General features: G+C 74.8%; 1 protein-coding gene. It reads right to left on the reverse strand.

Annotation, left to right across the window (positions count from 1 at the left end):
* Window positions 1-80 precede the first annotated feature (80 nt).
* The coding region (locus GT354_RS13375; protein ID WP_202511847.1) for a TOBE domain-containing protein at window positions 81-702 on the reverse strand (622 nt) is incomplete at its 5' end.

Below are 702 nucleotides of genomic sequence, written 5' to 3' on the forward strand. Positions count from 1 at the left end.
GGTTCGCACCCTCGTGCCGGGTGGGTTCGCACCCTCGTGCCCTGCCGGTTCGCGCCCTCGTGCCGAGTTGGTTCGCGCCCTCAGGCCGGGTAGGCGCGGGCCTCGGTGGCCTTGACCGCCGCCCACACGATCGCCCCGGGCGCGAGGTCGAGTTCGGCGACCGCGAGCGGGGTGACGTCGGCGAGCAGCGGCAGCGGCCCGGTCAGTTCGATCCGGACGGTGTCGCCGTGCAGTTCCATGCCGTCCACCCGCACCTGCCACACGTTGCGCGGGCTGCCGTCGGGACGAGTCCGGTACAGGGTCACCGCGGACGGCGGGAAGGCGACGAACACCTCGGCCGCCTCCGGGAGTTCGGCCACCACGAGTCGCTCGCCGCCGGCCAGCTCGACACCGTGGTCGTGGGTTCGACCCCGGTAGAGGTTGAGCCCGACCAGGCGCGCGACGTAGTCGGTACGCGGGTGCCGGGCCACCTCCGCCGGCGTGCCCTCCTGGACCGCACGGCCGGCCTCGATCACGGTGAGCCGGTCGGCGAGCACCATCGCGTCCAGCGGGTCGTGCGTGATCACCACCGCGACGCCGTCGAAGTCGGCCAGGTGCCGGCGCAGCGTCGCGCGCACCTCCACTCGGGTGCGGGCGTCGAGCGCGGCCAGCGGCTCGTCGAGCAGGAGCAACCGCGGGTGGGTGGCCAGCGCGCGGGCGAGC

The sequence above is a fragment of the Streptomyces sp. SID3343 genome (assembly GCF_009865215.1).
In the GTDB taxonomy this organism is placed as follows: Bacteria; Actinomycetota; Actinomycetes; order Streptomycetales; family Streptomycetaceae; genus Embleya.